Raw genomic sequence first — 17,482 nt, 5'->3', positions numbered from 1 at the left:
AAGCGGGCGGGCGGCGGTGGCGCGGCTTCACGCACGGCCAGGGTCACGCGATCGCGCGCGCTGGCGATGGCCTCCACCAGGCCACGCACCTGTTCCGGCGTATGCAGCGCGGACAGTGTCACGCGCAGGCGTGCCTTGCCTTCCGGCACCGTCGGCGGGCGGATTGCACCGACCAGCCAGCCGGCCTGTTCCAGCGCCGTGGACATCGCCACGGCGGTGCGGTCATCGCCGAACAGCAGCGGCTGGATCGGTGTTTCCGAAGCCATCAGGTCCAGGCCATGGCGACGCGCTTCAGTGCGGAACAGCGCGATCAGGTCGGTCAGCTTTGTGCGACGCCAGTGGTCGCGGCGCGCCAGGCGCACTGCTTCAAGCGCAGCAGCGGCCATCGCCGGTGGCACCGCGGTGGTGTAGATGTACGGGCGCGCGGTTTCGGCCAGATGCTCGATCAGGTCGTCGCGGCCCAGCACCAGCGCACCGGAACCGCCCAGTGCCTTGCCCAGTGTGACCAGCTGCAGCGGTACGTCGTCCACGCCCAGCCCGGCGGCGGCCACGGCACCACGGCCATCACCGACCACGCCGACACCGTGCGCATCATCCACATAGAAGAACAGCGCCTGCTGCAGGCGTGCCACAAGCGACAATGCACGCAGCGGTGCGATGTCGCCATCCATGCTGAAGACACCATCGGTGGCCAGCATGGCCGCGCCATCGGGCGCGTGCTTGAGCTGGCGCATCGCGCCTTCCGCATCCAGGTGCGGGTAGCGGCGCAGGCGCGCACCGGCCAGCCGGGTGGCATCAAGGAGGCTGGCGTGGTTGAGCTTGTCCTGTACGCAGACATCGTTCTCTTCGCTCAGCAGTGCCTGCTGCACCGCCAGATTGGCGGCGAAGCCACTGCCGAACAGCAGCGCACGCGGATAGCCCAGCCACTCGGCCACCTCGCGTTCCAGCGCCTCATGCAGGGCATGATGGCCGCAGACCAGGTGCGAGGCACCGGCGCCAGCGCCTTCGCGTGCGGCGGCGTCCTGCAGCGCGTTGACCACGCTGAACTGCTGGGCCAGGCCCAGGTAGTCGTTGCTGCAGAAGCCGGTCAGCCACTGGCCGTCCACTTCCAGGCGCACGCCATCACGTCGGGTGACCATGCGTCGCGGGCGGCGACGGCCTTGGGCATCGCGCAGAGCGCGCTGGGCGTGGAGGCGGGCGGTCAGGTCGGGGCGGGCCATGGTGGCTGAATGCGTCGACGGAGCGGCTAGGGTAGCGCGTTGCCGCGCCTGCTTGCGGCCCGTCTCAGGCCGCGTGAGCGCAGCCGCAGCCGGGTGCATCGCCACTGATATCGGCGTGCACGGTACCGCCGTGGTCGTGGCCTTCGGCATCCACCTGCACCGCCATCGGCTGTAGCCCCAGCCGTGCGAACAGCGCCAGATCGCGCTCGCTTTCCGGGTTGCCGGTAGTAAGCAGCTTGTCGCCGTAGAAGATGGAGTTGGCGCCGGCCAGGAAACACAGCGCCTGCAGTTCGTCACTCATCGCCTCGCGACCCGCCGACAGCCGCACCATCGAGCGCGGCATGGCGATGCGCGCCACCGCGATCATGCGCACGAACTCGAACGGGTCCAGCTCTGCACTGCCATGCAGCGGCGTGCCCGCCACCTGCACCAGCCTGTTGATCGGCACCGAATCAGGGTGCGCCGGCAGTGTGGCCAGTGCCAGCAGCAGGCCGACGCGCTGTGCGCGCGTCTCGCCCATGCCGACGATGCCGCCGCAGCAGGTCTTCAGGCCGGCATCGCGCACGTGCTCAAGCGTGTCCAGGCGGTCCTGGTACTGGCGGGTGTGGATGATCGAATCGTAGTAGTCCGGTGCGGTATCGAGGTTGTGGTTGTAGTAGTCCAGGCCCGCATCCTTCAGCGCACGTGCCTGCTCGCCGCTGAGCATGCCCAGCGTGGCGCAGGTCTCCAGGCCCAGTGCCTTCACCCCGGCGATCATCGCCGCCACCTTCGGAATGTCGCGATCCTTCGGTGAACGCCATGCGGCACCCATGCAGAAGCGCGACGCACCGGCGGCCTTGGCCTGGCGCGCCTTGGCCAGCACCGCATCGGTCTCCATCAGCTTCTGCGCATTCACCCCGGTGCTGTAGCGCTGCGCCTGCGGGCAGTACGCGCAGTCTTCCGGGCAGCCTCCGGTCTTCACCGACAACAGCGTGGACACCTGCACCTGCGCCGGATCGAAGTGCTCGCGGTGCACCGCGGCGGCGCGGAACAGCAGCTCGGGAAACGGCAGATCGAACAGCGCCTGCAGTTCGTCGTGATGCCAGTCGTGGCGGATGGCAGCAGCCATGGCGGGGCCTTGGGTACGAATGGAGCGAGGGCGGCAGTGTGGTTGGGGGGCACGGGCTGTCAACTTTTAGTTTGATGTTTTGGTTTACTTGGCCGTGACTGGAATGGAATCCCATACAAGCGATGCCCATGGCGCTGCATCGATTGCGGGCATCGCTGCTGCCGCGGCGAACCCCGTCCTCGGGCCGGGAGCGGGGGCAGCCTGCGCGGTGAGCTTGGCCCGAACATCGTCAGGATCGACCCGCGCAGCGCGTTGGACGTAACCTCAAGCACACACGTTCAATCGGGCAGCGCTGCAATGGACAATCCGGACAACTGGCAGCCGATCACCCGGGAAGAACTGGAAACCCTGGTCGCACGGCAGTTGCAGGATTGCTCACCTGTCCAACGAGCCACCTTCGAATCCCTGCGCGTGCCATTCCATGCGGTTCGGTTGCACAGGCTGGGCATGATTGAGTGGGTCTGGGCGGTCGCACAGCTGCCCGACGGGTTGCTGTACTACGAGGACGTTGAGGAAGGATTCGAGATGGGCACGCCGGGAGAGGATGGTGTGTTGCCGAACCAAGGCTGTTCTCAGCTGACGCTGACCCACATTCTCCATCGTTTGGTGATCTGAGCATCAGATCTCGCAGATCGCTGCATCTGCCCGAGTTCAGGACGCTCTTCTGGCGGCATACGTGCATTTCACCGCATCCTGCAAGGCCTTCGGCCACAGTGGCCGCTGTCTAACCAAAGCGCTGGCGCGCAGACTTTGACTCATGACCGATCTCCATCGCCTCCGCGGCCGCATCACCGCGCTGGTTCTCAGCGAAGCCTGGCGCCGCCGCGCCGCGCTCTGGGGCGGCGCCGCCGTGGCGCTGGTGGCCATCCTGTTCGCCAAGGCCAGCGATGCGGCCTTCCATCTGTTCCAGCGCATCACGTCACACTCGCCATGGTGGGCCCTGCTGCTCACGCCCGGCATCTTCGCGCTGCTGGCGTGGCTCACTTCCGGCGTGCTGAAGCCCACGCGGGGCAGCGGCATTCCGCAGGTCATCGCTGCGCTGGACAAGGCCGATGAGCCGTTCCGGAAAACCAACCTTTCCCCAGCGGTTTCGGCCGGCAAGCTGCTGCTGACCTCGCTGTCGCTGCTGGGGGCGCATCGGTCGGGCGCGAGGGGCCCACCGTGCACGTAGGCGCAAGCCTGATGTATCTGTTCGGCCGCTGGTTCGGTTTCAAGGATCCCCGCGAGCTCTCGCACTTCCTGCTGGCCGGTGGTGCGGCGGGTATCGCGGCGGCCTTCAACACGCCGCTGGCCGGTATCGTCTTCGCCATCGAGGAGCTCAGCGGCCGCTTCGAGCATCGTTTCTCAGGCACCCTGCTGACCGCGGTGATCGTCGGTGGCGTGGTGTCGCTGGGCCTGCTGGGCAACTACACCTATTTTCGGCCATGTGAGCGCACGCCTGCCGCTCGGCCAGGGCTGGCTGGCAATCCTGCTGTGCGGCGTAGTCGCGGGCCTGCTGGGTGGCCTGTTCGCGCGTGCGGTGCTGGCCAGTGCGGGCCGCCCGCGTTGGCTCGGGCAACTGCGGCAGCGGCATCCGGTGCTGTTGGCCGCAGGCTGCGGCATGGCGGTGGTACTGCTCGCCCTGGTCTTCGGTGAAGGCGCGTTCGGCACCGGCTACGAGAGCGCGCAGTCTGGTGCAGGGGCAGGCGCTGGTCGGCCACGAGTTCGGGTTGATGAAGCTGCTGGCCAATCTGGCCTCGTACGTGGCGGGCATTCCCGGCGGCCTGTTCTCGCCGGCGTTGGCGGTCGGCGCTGGACTCGGCCACAACCTGGCAGTGCTGATGCCGGGCGTGGATCCGCGCGCGTTCGTGCTGCTGGGCATGTGTGCTTACCTGACCGGCGTTACCCAGGCCCCGCTGACGTCGGCGGTGATCTCGCTGGAACTGACCGACAGCGGCGACCTGCTGCTGCCGATACTGGCCACGGTGCTGATCGCGCGTGGCGTGTCCGGGTGTGCAGGGTGCCGATCTATCGCGGGCTGGCGGAGTTGTTGATCGGGCCCGCCGCTACGCCACCGGCGACCGGACAGGGTGAACGCCTTTCCTGACGGGCGGCGGCCCCGTCGCAGTTGAGGGCAGTTCCGACACTGCAATCGGTGCTTCGCCGATGGCCGCACGCGGCGTGCGCCATCAAGTATTGGGTGATGCGTACTTATCTCCTGCGTTCGGCAACCCGTGTCTCGCGCGCACTGCTTGGTGTGCTGCTACCGCTCCGCTGCCTGGTCTGCGGCGACCCGGGCCACGATGATCTTGATCTGTGCTGCGCTTGCCTGGCCGATCTGCCCTGGGCAGGCCGTGCCTGCCTGCGCTGCGCGTTGCCGTTGCCCGACACCGCGTTGATCGTCTGTGGCAGCTGCCGCGAGGAGCCACCGCCACAGACGGCTACCCACGCCAGCCTGCTGTACCTGCCACCGGTCGACCAGTTGCTGGTCCGCTACAAGTTCCATCAGGATCTCGCAGCCGGACGCCTGCTCGCGCAGCTGATGCAGCGCGCACCGCCGCCGTGGTGGTGTCCACCGCTGGTGCCGGGCCGCCGCTGCACAATCGCCGGCTGCGCCAGCGCGGCTACAACCAGGCGGGCGAGCTGTGCCGGCTGCTGCCGATGCCGGTCTGGCAGGGGCTGTACCGGCGGCGCCACACCGCGCCGCAGTCCGAGCGCACGGCCGAACAGCGCAGGGAAAATCTGTTCGATGCGTTCGATGTGCGTGGCTTGGTGCCAACGCGGCTGACCGTGGTCGATGATGTGATGACCACCGGCAGCACGGTGATGGAGGTTGCCGAGACGCTGCGCCTGGTGGGCGCTGCGGAGGTGCGCGTGTGGGTCTGCGCGCGGGCGCCGTGATCGCCCTCTTCATCCACAGGGGCTAGGATGAGGCCGGTTCCGGATCGAAGGAGTGGTCATGAATTCCCCCTTGTCTCCCTTGCTGTCGGCGGTTGGCCGCAGCTGGTGGATCCTGCTGCTGTACGGGCTTGTCGCACTGGGTTTTGGCATCGTTGCCATCGGCTGGCCCTTGTCCGCAGCGATGGCACTGGCGTGGACACTGGGCGTGATGGCCATCGTTGAAGGTGTCATCAGCCTGTTCGCACTGATCAGCGGCGGCAGTGGTGCCTCGCGTGGGTGGCTGGCGCTGTATGCCATCGCCTCGCTGGGCTTCGGCATCCTGGCGGTGATCAACCCGCTGGCCACCGCCAGCGGCTGGTGTTGTTCCTCGCAGCGTGGCTGCTGGTGGCGGGCATCTATCGCATCGTGTTCGCGATCCGCGTGCGCAAACAGATCCAGGGCGAGTGGTTGCTGATACTCAGTGGTGTGCTTGCGGTGGTGTTGGGCCTGCTGTTTGCGGCCAACCCGTACGCAGGCGTGGCGGTGACCACGCTGTGGATCGGCATCGGCAGCCTGCTGTATGGGCTGCTGCAGGTACTGGTGGCATTCAAGCTGCGGAAGCTGAAGTGAGGGCTGCGCTTTCCCTGTTGCTGGGCGTGGCGTTGGCCCTGACCGGATGCAGGCCTGGCACACCCGGTGCCTTGGCAGGCAAGGATCATGCGCCACGCCCCGGCGTGGATGTGCGTCTGAGCGCGGTGGACGCCTCCGGCAAAGGCAGGCCGGCGCAATGGCAAGGCGAAACCCTGGCCCTGCGCGAGCCGCCGATTGCCGGCAGTGCGGACATTGCTGATGTGCGCTACGTACTGGACGATGCCAAGCAGCCCGGCCTGCAGATCCGCTACCGGCCCGAAGCGCACCAGCGCATCCACGATGACACGGCAGCACTGGTGGGACACGGCAGCACTGGATCAGCGCGAGCTGATGGCCGTGTGCTGATGGTGGCGACGGTGCAGGGGCCGTTCGGCGAATCGATGATGCTGAGCGGGCTGCCCAGCGTTGCCGAGGCGCAGGAGCTGGCGAAGCACATCACTGGCGACTGACGGACGCGCCATGAACCCGCGGCGCGCGGGGAGGTCGACCAAGGTCGACCGCTACCGGGCGAACCGTGCCTCGATCTCTTCCAGCGACTTGCCCTTGGTCTCCGGCAGCCAGAACGCGGCCACCAGGAAGAACAGAAAGGTGCACGCCGCCCAGAACACGAACATGCTGGCGTAGCCGTAGTGGCCCACCGTGGGCAGGAAGATGGCGGCGATGGTGGTGGACACGAACTGGTTGATCAGCAGCGCGATGCTCATGCCATTGGAACGGATGCGGTTCGGCATCAGCTCCGACAGTGCCAGCCACACGCACACGCCGGGGCCGACGGCGAAGAACGCGACGAACACCAGGATGCAGGTGGCCACGGCCCAGCCGTGTGCCGGTGGCGGCACCGGGCCAATGCGGGCCTGCTCGATGCGCAATGGCGCCTGGCTGGCGCTGGCCGGGTCGGCAAATGGATTCAGGTGGAGTTTGCGGAAGAACGCACCGATCACGCTGTCCGGCTGCACGGTGCCGGTGCGCTCGATGCGCAGTTCGCGATCAATCAGGTTGTCGCTGCGCAGGGCGCGCACATTGGTGAAGTCGCCGTAGGCAGGCATACGACACGGTCAGTTGCAGCGGCCGGCCTTCGCTGTCGATGCCAGCGCCGAAGCGCTGCCACTGCGCATCATCCAGCACCAGCTGCAGGCCGTCGCCGCTGACCGCCGCCTGCAGTTGCGGCTGCACGTCGGTACGGCCGCGTTCAGCCTGGAAGAACAGCGTGGCCGCGGCCAGCAGGGCCACGCAGATGCCGCCACTGCCCAGCATCAGCAGGAACTTGCGGCCCTTGCGGTCGACCAGCAGCAGCGCGACCACGGTCATCACCGCGTTGAGCAGCTTGATTGCCACGTCGGCCGTTGGCCACCGAACCGGACAGGCCGGCCTGGTTGAGGATGTTGACCGCGTAGGCCAGCACCGAGTTGATGCCGGTGGCCTGGGTGCAGGCCAGCACCACGCAGGCCAGCACGAACGGCACCACGTAGCGGCGGCTGAGCAGTGGGTCGCGCTTGCCGTCGCTGCTGCTCGATTCCGGCGCCTGGATCTGGGCCAGCGTGGGCTCAACCTCTGCGGCGGGGAGGACGCGCTCAAGGCTGCGCCGGGCTTCAGCGACGCGGCCGCGGCGCACCAGCCAGCGCGGCGATTCGGACAGCAAGAAGATGCCGGCACAGAACAGCAGGCCTGGCGCCAGACAACTCCAGAAGATGGTGCGCCAGGCGTGGTCCTTCACCGTGAACAGTTCCTGCGCCTGCTGCGCCAGCGGCAGCGAGCGCACGGCCTCGGCGGCGGCATCCACCGCATGGGCGTGGTACAGGCCGATCAGCGCGGCCAGCACCAGGCCGATGGTCAGCAGCAGCTGGAACATCGCCGCACCGCGTCCACGCCGCTCGGGGCTGAGCACTTCGGCCAGGTACAGCGGAATCACCACGCCGATCAGGCCGCCACTGATGCCCTGCAGCAGCCGCCCGAGCAGCAGCGGCGTGTAGCCCGAGGCCAGCGCCATGATCGGAATCGAGGCGGTGAACAGCAGGCCGGCCAGCAGCATCGCACCGCGGCGACCGATCAGGTCGGCGACCATGCCGGCGAACAGCGAGGACAGCACGCTGCCCAGCAGTACCGCCGCCACCACGAAGCCGAGCTGCTGGCTGCTGAGCTGCCAGGCGTGACTGGCGGTCGCTTCAAGATAGGGCAGGGCACCGGCGATGATGCCATGTCGATGCCGTACAGCAGGCCCCCAAGCCGCCGATGAAGAGCAGGTAGCGTACGGGCCAGCGCGGGGCGGTGCTTGCAGTCATCGGCAGTTCCTGTGGTAGCGCCGGGCCAGGCCCGGCGGCGGTTCGTCGCAGAGTGCATTCTGTAGAGCCGAGCCATGCTCGGCTGCTTTCCGTTCCGATATCGAGGTTCCCCATGCCGCGCTTCGCGCGGTGAGCCGAGCATGGCTCGGCTCTGCAGGGAGCCCGCGCGGCATCCGGGCCGCATCGCTTGCGTCAGGTCAGATCGACCACGCGCCCACCAATGACCACCTGCTGCAGGCGCAGTTCGGCGTCCAGTACCACCAGGTCGGCGCGGGCGTCGGGCGCAATGCGGCCGCGATCGCCCAGGCCCAGATAGTCGGCCGGGAAGGTGGAAACACGTTGCGAGGCATCGGCCAGCTCCAGGCCGACGCGCACCAGGTTGCGCAGCGCCTGGTCCATGGTCAGTGCGCTGCCGGCCAGCGAACCCGTCGCCAGGCGCACGCAGCCGCCGCACTTGTGCACGCGCTGCTCGCCCAGCGCGTACTCGCCATCGGGCATGCCGGTGGCGGCAGTCGCGTCGGTCACCGCGTACAGGCGCGGAAATCGCGCGCGGCCAGGCGGATCACGCCGGGATGGATGTGCTGCAGGTCGGGAATGATCTCGGCGTACTGCGCATGTGCCAGCGCCGCCGCGGCGATGCCAGGCCGGTAGTGGTCGACGCCGGTCATGCCGTTGAACAGATGGGTGAAGCCGGAAGCCCCGGCCTGCAGCGCAGCAACACCCTCTTCGTAAGTGCCAGCGCTGTGGCCAAGCTGCACACGGATGCCCATTGCCGAAAGCGCGGGAATCAGCGCGGTGTGCTCGCCGATTTCCGGCGCCAGTGTCATCACCCGGATCGGCGCCAGCGCGTGCAGCTGCTGCACCAGTGCCACCGTCGCCTCGATCGTACGATTGGGCTGTGCGCCCAGCCGCTGCGGGCTGATGAACGGTCCTTCCAGATGCACGCCGGCGATGCTGGCGGCGTCGGCATCGGGCGCCGCCATCGCCGCAGCGACGCCGTGCAGCGCGTGCTCGATCTCATCCAGGCCGGCGGTCATTGTGGTTGCCAGCAGCGTGGTGGTACCGAAGCGCAGGTGGGTGCGGGCGATGGTGCGGGCCACGTCGCCGCCCTGCATCAGGTCGACGCCGGCCGCACCATGCACGTGCAGGTCGATGAAGCCGGGCAGGATCACCGGCAGCTGCAGGTCGTCAGCGCCGCTGTGGTCGTCCACCTGCAGCTGGCGGATGTGCGAATCGAAGTGGACGTGGCCACGCCGCCAACCCAGCGGCGTGAGGATGCGGCCATGCAGGGTGCGGGTGTCGGTCATGCAGTGGGCTCGGCGATGATCACCTCGATGCCCAACCGCTGCAGCCCTTCACGGGTTGCGTCGTCGATGCCGGCGTCGGTGATGATGGCGTGGATCTGATCGAGAAGTGCGATGCGGTGCAGGCTGACGCGGCCGAACTTGGAGGCGTCGGTCAGCACCACGATGCGGCGCGCGCGCTCGACCATGCGGTGGTTGAGGCGGGCTTCGGCTTCATCGTGGGTGGTCAGGCCGAACTGCAGGTCCAGGCCGTCCACGCCCAGGAACAGGGTGTCGAAGCTGTAGGAGTTGAGGCTGGCTTCGGCCTGGCTGCCCTGCAGCGACAACGACTGCTGGCGCAGCAGTCCACCGGTCAGCAGCACGTTGATGCCGGGCGCGTTGGCCAGTTCCCAGGCGATGTTCAACCCATTGGTCATCACCGTCACGTCGCGCTGGGTGCGCAAGTGACGGGCCAGGGGTCATCGTGGTCGAGTCGAGTCGATGATGTTGTCACCGGGCCGCACCAGGCGCGCGGCACACGCGCCGATCGATTCCTTCAGCGGCAGGTTCAGTGCGTCCTTTTCGTGGATGTCCTGTTCCTGTGGCGGCGTGCGCACCAGCGTGGCGCCGCCGTGAGTACGATTGGCCAGGCCTTGCGATTCGAAGTGGGTCAGGTCGGCACGGATGGTCACCGCCGACACGCCGAAGCGCTCGACCAGATCGGCCACCTGCACCGAGCCGTGCTCGATCAGCAGCTGCAGGATCTGTTGCCGGCGGGAGCGGGTGTTGCGCATGGCCATTCTCGGTGTCGCGGGGAAAGGTAGAGATTAGCCGTTCGCAGCAACGGCGGCAGCCGCGTCTGCGTGATGCGTGCGGGTTCCGGCCTGGTTGGCGCTGCAGGCACGGGCGTACTCGCCCAGGCACAGGCCGATGCGGTGCTGCACCAGCGCGGTGGGCGTGTTGGCCAGCGTGCCCTCACGCACGGCGCGGTACTGCTCCGGCAGGTACTGGCTGAGCAGTACCAGTGGCGGCGCGTGCTGTTCCAGGTTGGCGAACAGGGTCTGCACCGCCTGCACCAGCGCGGGCTCGCCCCAGTAGTAGCGGCAGCGGTCGCTGAAGGAATAGCTGCGCAGCAGGCGCAGCGCTGCCTCATCGCCCTGGTAGTAGGACTGCCAGTACTTCGGCTGCGCCACCATCACTTCATCCAGCACCTGCGGCAGCGCGCGAGCTGTGCGGCCGGCAGCAGTTCGGCCTCGATCGCGGCCAGCGCGAACAGCGCTTCGCGGTAGGCGAAGGTCGCCGCCGGGCCGACCTTGAGGATGGCGAAGTGGTCGCGCACCAAGGCGTGCAGGCCACTTTCGCGCTGGTAGTCGGTGGAATGCGCTTCGAACACGATGCGCGGCTGCTGTTCGAGGAAGTCGGCCAGCGTGCTGGCGGCGGCTGGGTCGTACTCGTGCACACTGCTGTGGTCGAAGTCCACGCCCGGTTGCACCACCATGGCGATCACGCGCTGCCACGCATCGCGCAGCTGCGGCGTATCGAACGCCTGCTGATGAATCGCCAGGGTCTGCGCGGCAGCAGCGGGCGTGGTCACCTGCAGGCCCTCGGCCAGCGAGGCTTCACCCCGGGAATCGGCACCTCGGTACCGATCACGTAGACCGGCGGCGGCAGGCCGTGTTCGGCGGCGGTGCGCTCGGCGATCTCGGCCAGCTCGGCCGAGCGTGCGGCAACGACGGCATCGGGCAGCGGCACCGGGTCATCGGCGCAGGACATGCTGCAATCGAGGTGGATCTTGTGGAAACCGGCGGCGACGTAGGCTTCGATCAGCACGCGTGCGTGGGTCATCGCTTCGGCCGCCGGGCGCTTCTGCCAGGCATTCGGGCCGAGGTGGTCGCCGCCCAGCATCAGCCGCTCGCGCGGGAAGCCTTCTTCATCGGCCAGCGTGCCCACGTAGTCGCGGTACTGCGGCGGGGTCATGCCGGTGTAGCCGCCGAACTGGTCGACCTGGTTGGAGGTGGCCTCGATCAGCAGCACGGTACCGTGCGCCAGCGCCACGTGCATGGCCGCGCGCAGCACCTGCTCGTTGCTGCAGCAGACGCTGTACAGGCCGACATTGGCACCGGCGCGGTGGGAAGCAAGCAGGGTCTGCAACGGGGACATGGTCAGGCTCCGGACATCAGGAAAACGAGGGTTGGCAGGCGAGCAGGGCGGCACCACGTGCGCCACCGGCATCGCCGAACCGTGGCGGCACGATCGGCGGGACCTGCACGCCATTGAACAGATGGGTGGCGATGGCGGCCGGCAGCTGCTGGTACAGCGGCGCGTACTGCGAGAGTCCGCCGCCGAGCACGATCACGTGCGGGTCCAGTGCCAGCACCAGCGCGGCCAGGCTGTGGCCGAGCAGGTCACGATGGATGTCCAGCGCCTTGCGCGCGCGGGCATCACCGGCGCGGCGGGCATCACGGCGCTGGCGATCACGGCGCTGGCGTCGGCGGCGCTGCCACCAAGGTGGCGCTCGATCATCGCCACGCCACTGCCGGACACATAACGCTCCACGCAGCCCCTGCAGGCCGCAGGCGCAGTCGATCAGCGGCAGGCCGTGGCGCTGCAGCAGATGACCGGGCACGCTCCAGTGGCCCCATTCGCCGGCCAGCCCGTTGAAACCGGTCAGCAGGCGGCCCTGCAGGCAGAAGCCACCACCGGCACCAGTGCCGAGAATGGCGCCGAACATGCTGGGGTAGCCGTCAGCCGCGCCGCCGTGCGCTTCAGACAGGGCAAAGCACTGCAGATCGTTGCCGAAGTGCAGCGGGCGCTGCAGGCGTGCCTGCAGATCCTGCGCCACGCATTGGCCGGTCAGTGCAGGCACGTTCGCGCTGAGCTGGCGGCCGCTGCGGCGGTCGCGCACGCCGGGCAGGGCGATGCCGATGGCCGCATCGCTGCGGCCGAGGGCAGCGTCCGCCTCGGCGACCAGCGCCACCACCGCCTGCAGGAAGCCGTCGTAGTCACCCTGTGGGGTGGCCACGCGGCGGCGCCAGGTGACCCGCATCGCCGCATCGCACGCCACCAGCTCGATCTTGGTGCCGCCGATGTCGATGCCATAGCAGGCGTGGGCGATCAGCTCAGCCATGGTGGATGGTGACGCCCTTGACGACGCGGTTGACGGTGCCGTCCGGGAACGGGTTGTCCGGGGTCAGGCCCAGCGCCGCCGAGCGCTGCAGCGCGAACAACTGCGCGAAGCCCAGCCACACTGGCGCCAGCCACGGATCATCCAGTGCCGGCACGGTGAGGGTGTATTCGTCATCGGCGCCGATGTCCGAATGCGGGCCGATCGCCAGCACCTGGCCGGCCACGCCGTCGCGGCGCAGCTCTTCCAGCAGGTCCTGTTCGTAGCGGCGCGCCAGCGGCTGCACGCTGCGCAGCACCACCACCAGGGTGTTGCCGTCCAGCGTCGACTTCGGGCCATGGCGGAACCCCAATGGCGTGTTGGCCAACGCCAGCACGCGGCCGGCGGTCAGCTCCAGCACCTTCAGCGCGCACTCGCGCGCCAGCGCTTCCAGCGGGCCGCTGCCGAGGTAGATGATGCGGTTGAACGGGCGCTGCGCCAGCGCCGCCACCGGTGCATCCCACTGCGCCTGGCCTTCGCGGGCCAGCGCGGCGATCTGCTTCAGGCGCGCCACGCGCGCATCCCACGGCGAACGATCGAACACGGTCAGCGCAGCCAGCAGCATGCAGGTCAGGCTGCTGGTCATGGCGAAGGCGCGATCGCAGCTGGCCGACGGCATCAGCAGCGTGCAGGTATCGGCACGGCCGGCACCACGACGGGCGAGTTCGCCATCGGCGTTGCAGGTGATGTCGAGGAAGCGCGCGTCATCCACGTCGCTGCGCACGCGCTCCACCGCGGCCACGCTTTCCGGGCTGGAACCGCTGCGGCCGAACGACACCAGCAGGGTCGGGCGGTCGCGCTGCAGGTACAGCGCCGGATGGGTCAGCAGGCTGGTGGTGTGCACCACGCGCACCTCGGCCGGCCACTGCGCATTGATCGCGTCGGCCACCATTTCGGCGATGAAGCCCGAACTGCCGGCGCCGGTGAACAGCACGCGCTGGTTGGGATCGTTGAGGCTGCCGCCGAGGAAGGCCTGCAGGCGGTCGCGGGCACGCGACAGATCCTGGGCGAGGGCTTCCCACAGCGCGGGCTGCTGGGCGATTTCGGTAGCGGTATCGGCTCCGCCAAGGCGCTGCCAGGCGGACACATCGGAAAGCAGGGTGACGTCCATTCGGAGGTTCCAGTTGGGCCAGCGCACCATCTGCGTTTTCTTTCGAAATGTCAAACATCGAAAGTAAAAAGAAAGAAAATGACGCGATGACTTTTCCCGCTGCCGAGCACTCGGGAAAACGAAAGAACGGGCTGAATGCCGTATCGCACAATGCTTAACAGGCAGCTGCAATCGATTACACAAAGTGTTGCGACACAACAACTTTCGTTTCAATGGAATGTATCTTCCTTTTTCCTTTCAATTTGTTGACATCTTTCGAATCGCTGCCCTAGAGTCGGCCCAACCGCTTTCGAAACGCCCGGTGAACGGGTTGGGAGTCCGCGTGGAAAACTGCGTTCGTCGCTCGCCGCTGATGCTGGCCCTGTTGCCGGCATTGATGCTGGCGTCCATGCCGGCCCGGGCCGAGCCGGTCGGCAACCTGCGTTCGGTTGCCGCCAGCGCCAGCCGCGACGGCGTGCAGGGCTGGGACCTGCAGACCGACAAGGGCGCGCGCATCCGCATCGAACTGCCGGCCACCGACATCATCCGCGTGCAGGCCGGCCGCAACGGCACGCTGACCGGCGCCGGCGACAAGGCCGCGCCGATCGTACGTACGCCGCAGCCCAAGGCCAACGTGCAGGCGAAGCTGGAAGAAGACGCGCAGGAAATCCGCGTGCGGACCGAGTCCCGGTGCTGCATGCATGTACAGCGGCAGCCGCTGCGCATGCGCCTGGAACGGCTGGACAACGGCCAGCCCACCGCGCTGTGGCAGGAACTGCAGCCGCTGGACCTGGATGCCACGCAGAGCGTGCAGGTGCTGTCCTCGCAGGCCGATGAGGGCTACTTCGGTGGCGGCCAGCAGAACGGCCGCTACCAGTTCAAGGGCCGCGAGCTGGAGGTGTCCTATTCCGGCGGCTGGGAAGAGGGCGACCGCCCCAGCCCTGCACCGATGCTGCTGAGCAGCCGTGGCTGGGGCATGCTGCGCAACACCTGGAGCGATGGCAGCTACGATCTGCGCGAGGCCGACCAGTCCACGCTGCTGCATCGCGAAGACCGCTTCGATGCCTATTACTTCGTCGGCGCCGACCTGCCGAAACTGATCGAGCGCTACACCCAGCTGACTGGCCGCCCGAACATGGTCGCGCGCTGGGCGCTGTCCTACGGCGACGCCGATTGCTACAACGATGGCGACAACAGCAGGAAGCCCGGCACCGTGCGAAGGCTGGAGCGACGGCCCGACCGGCACCACCCCCGATGTGATCGACAGCGTGGCCAAGCAGTACCGCGCCCACGACATGCCCGGTGGCTGGATCCTGCCCAACGACGGCTACGGCTGCGGTTACAAGCAGTTGCCGGAAACCGTGAAGGGGCTGGCCGGCTACGGTTTCCGCACCGGACTGTGGACCGAGAACGGCGTCGACAAGATCGCCTGGGAAGTGGGCAAGGCCGGCAGCCGCGTGCAGAAGCTGGACGTGGCCTGGACCGGCAAGGGCTACCAGTTCGCGATGGACGCCAACCGCCAGGCGTTCAACGGCATCCTCGACAATTCCGATTCGCGCCCGTTCCTGTGGACGGTGATGGGCTGGGCCGGCATCCAGCGCTATGCCGTGGCCTGGACCGGCGACCAGAGCAGCAGCTGGGACTACATCCGCTGGCACGTGCCGACCCTGGTCGGTTCCGGCCTGTCCGGCATGGCCTATGCCAGCGGCGACGTCGATGCGCGTCTTCGGCGGCAGCGCCGAGACCTTCACCCGCGACCTGCAGTGGAAGGCGTTCACGCCGGTACTGATGGGCATGAGCGGCTGGTCGTCGAACGCACGCAAGCATCCGTGGTGGTACGACGAGCCCTACCGCAGCATCAACCGCGATTACCTGAAGTTGAAGATGCGCCTGACCCCGTACATGTATGTACGGCCTGGTGCACGAGGCCGCGCAGACCGGCGCACCACCGGTGCGTGGCCTGATGTGGGACAACCCGCGCGACCCGCACGCGCAGGATGAAACCTACAAGTACCAGTTCCTGCTTGGCCGCGATCTGCTGGTGGCGCCGGTGTACCGCAGCCAGCCGCCGCCAGCCGTGGCTGGCGCCGCGACATCCACCTGCCGGCCGGCGGCTGGATCGACTACTGGGATGGCCGCCGCGTGCAGGCCGGCGCCGACGGCCGCCAGCTCGACCGCCAGGTGGACCTGGCCACGCTGCCGGTGTTCGTGCGTGCCGGTGCGATCCTGCCGATGTACCCGTCGATGCTGTTCGATGGCGAAAAGCCGCTCGATGAAGTGATCTTCGATCTGTATCCGCAGGGCGAGTCGCAGTACACGCTGTACGAAGACGATGGCAACACGCGCCGCTACCAGCAGGGTGAGTCGAGCACGCAGGTAATCCGCGTGCAGGCGCCGGCACAGGGCAGTGGCCCGGTGCAGGTGCAGATCGATGCGGTGCAGGGCCAGTACAACGGCCAGCTGGCGCAGCGTCGTTATGGCCTGCGCGTGCTCAGCCGCCAGGCGCCGCGCGCGGTGCAGGCCGCTGGCCGCGCGTTGCCGGCGCTGGCCGATGCGGCGGCGTTCAACGGTGCGGCTGAAGGCTGGTACTTCGATGCCAAGGAGCGCCGTGGCACGCTGCACGTGCGTACCGCTACCCAGGACATCCGCCAGCCGCTTCAGCTGCAGCTGGACTTCGAGGTGGCCGCTGCGGCCGCCGACGATGCCTATCCGGCTGCGCCGGTACTCGGCCGAACTGCCGGCCGACAGCCTGCTGGTGGTCAATCGCCCGGCCGAAGAGCCCGGCCATGCGCTGGAAAATGCCTTCGATGATGACCCGGCCACCTGGTTCCGCAGTGTGCGCAGGCCGTGCCGCACCGGTGCGCATGAGTGGGTGATCGGGTTCGGCGAGCGCAGGATGATCGATGGCATCGACATCGCGCCGCGCAACGACAAGAACTGGAAGCACGGCCAGGTACGCGACTACGAGGTGTACCTGGGCGACAGCAATGGCGAATGGGGTGAGCCGATCGCACGTGGCCGCCTGCAGCTGAAGGAAGGCGTGCAGCGCATCGCGTTCCCGGCCCATGCCGGCCGCCTGCTGCGCTTCCGCGTGCTGAGCGTGCAGAACCCGGAAGGCGATGGCGCCAGCAGCACCGATCCGATGGTTACCGCCGCACAGGGCAGTGCCCGCGCCTTCGATGCGCTGCAGCCGCGCGACGTCGGCCCGATCGCACTGTCCACCTTCCACATCTCGAACGAACACCAGGAACCGGAGCGACCGGCCCGGCAGCGCTATCTCTCCGAGCTGCCGGTGCCGGCCGCGCTGGCCAGCCAGGTGCGCACCGACCAGTCCTTCCGTGGCGACGCCGGCATGCGCATGAACGGCCTGCAGTTCCGCCGGGGCCTGGGCGTCGGCGCCAACAGCCGCATCGACCTGCGCCTGCAGGGCGGCTGGCACCTGCTGCGCGCCGACCTCGGCATCGACGACGCCTGCCGCAGCGCCGGTGGCCTGCAGTTCCAGGTCTGGGGTGACAACCGCCTGTTGTATGACAGCGGCCTGGTGAAGGCACCCGGCGTGGTCAAGCCGGAGCTGGACATCCGAGGCCTTTCCACCCTGAGCCTGCGCACGCTGGGTGCGCAGGGCAGTCAACCCGCCCAGGTCTGCGCCAACTGGGCCAATGCCGTACTGATCGGCCAGGAGGGCGACTCCGCCAGCATCGTCGCCCCATGACCCCCTCGTAACACCGCTCCTCCCCGCCCATTCCGACTACGGCCCTCGTGGCCGTGGCCCGGGAGCGTTTTGCCCGCCGAACGCCCACGCGCTCACTTATTGCGCTGCACCCCTGCC

Annotated in this window: 5 protein-coding genes and 9 pseudogenes; 6 read left to right on the top strand and 8 right to left on the bottom strand. The window is 68.1% G+C overall.

Annotated elements, in window-relative coordinates; all coding sequences use genetic code 11:
• Window positions 1-11: 11 nt before the first annotated feature.
• Together bioF and bioB are read right to left on the bottom strand one after the other, a co-directional pair.
• Window positions 12-1,220: pseudogene (gene bioF, locus ROV95_RS02000) on the bottom strand (8-amino-7-oxononanoate synthase); the annotation flags it as partial.
• Between the two features lie 64 nt (window positions 1,221-1,284).
• Window positions 1,285-2,328 (bottom strand): biotin synthase BioB, encoded by a 1,044-nt coding sequence (gene bioB, locus ROV95_RS01995; RefSeq protein WP_312542605.1) that lies wholly within the window; start codon window positions 2,326-2,328, stop codon window positions 1,285-1,287.
• A 297-nt stretch (window positions 2,329-2,625) separates the two neighbouring features.
• On the opposite strand from bioB, the gene ROV95_RS01990 reads away from it, so the two are divergent.
• The 5 genes and pseudogenes from ROV95_RS01990 (at window position 2,626) to ROV95_RS01970 (ending at window position 6,287) form a co-directional block, all read left to right on the top strand.
• Complete coding sequence (locus ROV95_RS01990; protein ID WP_111098629.1) at window positions 2,626-2,943, top strand: hypothetical protein; 318 nt, start codon at window positions 2,626-2,628, stop codon at window positions 2,941-2,943.
• A 142-nt stretch (window positions 2,944-3,085) separates the two neighbouring features.
• Window positions 3,086-4,414: pseudogene (locus ROV95_RS01985) on the top strand (chloride channel protein).
• 96 nt (window positions 4,415-4,510) lie between these two features.
• Window positions 4,511-5,208: pseudogene (locus ROV95_RS01980) on the top strand (ComF family protein).
• A gap of 58 nt (window positions 5,209-5,266) precedes the next feature.
• A pseudogene (locus tag ROV95_RS01975) lies at window positions 5,267-5,817 on the top strand (HdeD family acid-resistance protein).
• The gene (locus ROV95_RS01970) at window positions 5,814-6,287 is read left to right on the top strand and encodes a hypothetical protein (RefSeq protein WP_312542601.1); all 474 of its coding nucleotides are present in this window, start codon (window positions 5,814-5,816) and stop codon (window positions 6,285-6,287) included. Before ROV95_RS01975 ends, ROV95_RS01970 begins: the two are co-directional and overlap by 4 nt.
• Window positions 6,288-6,338: 51 nt before the next feature.
• Here ROV95_RS01970 and ROV95_RS01965 read toward each other — a convergent pair.
• The 6 genes and pseudogenes from ROV95_RS01965 to ROV95_RS01940 form a co-directional block, all read right to left on the bottom strand.
• Window positions 6,339-8,117 (bottom strand): annotated as a pseudogene (locus ROV95_RS01965) (MFS transporter).
• A gap of 192 nt (window positions 8,118-8,309) precedes the next feature.
• Window positions 8,310-9,424: pseudogene (gene nagA / locus ROV95_RS01960) on the bottom strand (N-acetylglucosamine-6-phosphate deacetylase).
• Window positions 9,421-10,194: pseudogene (locus ROV95_RS01955) on the bottom strand (DeoR family transcriptional regulator). Before ROV95_RS01955 ends, nagA begins: the two co-directional pseudogenes overlap by 4 nt.
• Before the next feature lie 33 nt (window positions 10,195-10,227).
• A pseudogene (locus ROV95_RS01950) lies at window positions 10,228-11,560 on the bottom strand (D-tagatose-bisphosphate aldolase, class II, non-catalytic subunit).
• Between the two features lie 16 nt (window positions 11,561-11,576).
• Window positions 11,577-12,527 carry an ROK family protein gene (locus tag ROV95_RS01945; RefSeq protein WP_312542598.1) on the bottom strand — a complete coding sequence of 317 codons (951 nt, stop codon included), beginning with the start codon at window positions 12,525-12,527 and terminating at the stop codon, window positions 11,577-11,579.
• The gene (locus ROV95_RS01940; RefSeq protein ID WP_155030281.1) at window positions 12,520-13,674 is read right to left on the bottom strand and encodes an SIS domain-containing protein; all 1,155 of its coding nucleotides are present in this window, start codon (window positions 13,672-13,674) and stop codon (window positions 12,520-12,522) included. The genes ROV95_RS01945 and ROV95_RS01940 overlap by 8 nt, the downstream gene beginning before the upstream one ends.
• A 322-nt stretch (window positions 13,675-13,996) precedes the next feature.
• On the opposite strand from ROV95_RS01940, the pseudogene ROV95_RS01935 reads away from it, so the two are divergent.
• Window positions 13,997-17,365 (top strand): annotated as a pseudogene (locus ROV95_RS01935) (TIM-barrel domain-containing protein).
• The last annotated feature ends 117 nt before the right edge of the window (window positions 17,366-17,482 follow it).

Origin of the sequence: Stenotrophomonas maltophilia group sp. msm1, assembly GCF_032025805.1 — a bacterium.
In the GTDB taxonomy this organism is placed as follows: domain Bacteria; phylum Pseudomonadota; class Gammaproteobacteria; order Xanthomonadales; family Xanthomonadaceae; genus Stenotrophomonas; species Stenotrophomonas hibiscicola.
This window is presented reverse-complemented; position numbering and strand designations above follow the sequence as displayed.

Bases quoted from the DNA above. Each gene is read 5' to 3' on its own strand.
- ROV95_RS01940 (WP_155030281.1), bottom strand. From the start codon at position 13,674: ATGGACGTCACCCTGCTTTCCGATGTGTCCGCCTGGCAGCGCCTTGGC.
- ROV95_RS01945 (WP_312542598.1), bottom strand. From the start codon at position 12,527: ATGGCTGAGCTGATCGCCCACGCCTGCTATGGCATCGACATCGGCGGC.
- ROV95_RS01990 (WP_111098629.1), top strand. From the start codon at position 2,626: ATGGACAATCCGGACAACTGGCAGCCGATCACCCGGGAAGAACTGGAA.
- bioB (WP_312542605.1), bottom strand. From the start codon at position 2,328: ATGGCTGCTGCCATCCGCCACGACTGGCATCACGACGAACTGCAGGCG.